The sequence below is a fragment of the Gillisia marina genome (assembly GCF_000258765.1).
GTDB lineage: Bacteria > Bacteroidota > Bacteroidia > Flavobacteriales > Flavobacteriaceae > Gillisia > Gillisia marina.
The window spans coordinates 1-366 of record NZ_AJLT01000068.1 but is presented as its reverse complement, the minus strand read 5'-3'; the positions used below and the strand labels follow the sequence as shown (position 1 = coordinate 366).

At 40.2% G+C, this 366-nt stretch carries 1 protein-coding gene; it reads left to right on the top strand.

Annotation, left to right across the window (positions count from 1 at the left end; translation table 11 throughout):
* Positions 1-366: cadherin-like domain-containing protein (locus ON07_RS13120; protein ID WP_010232318.1), on the top strand; the 366-nt coding region annotated here is incomplete at both ends.

Genomic DNA, 366 nt, shown 5'->3' with positions numbered 1-366 from the left:
TGTTGGAGGATTAAATGACACTCCAGTAGCGGTAGACGATTCATCAACTACGGATGAAGATACTGCGGTAACAGTTTCAGTATTGGATAATGATAGCGATGTAGATGGTGATGAGCTTACGGTTATTAGCACAACAGAACCTGAAAATGGATCGGTAGTGATCAACAATGATGGAACAATCACGTACACTCCAAATGATAACTTTAATGGAGTTGATACTTTCGACTATACTATTGAAGATGAAGAAGGTTTAACGGCTACTGCTACAGTAACAGTAACTGTTGGAGGATTAAATGACGCTCCAGTAGCGGTAGACGATTCATCAACTACGGATGAAGATACTGCGGTAACAGTTTCAGTATTGGA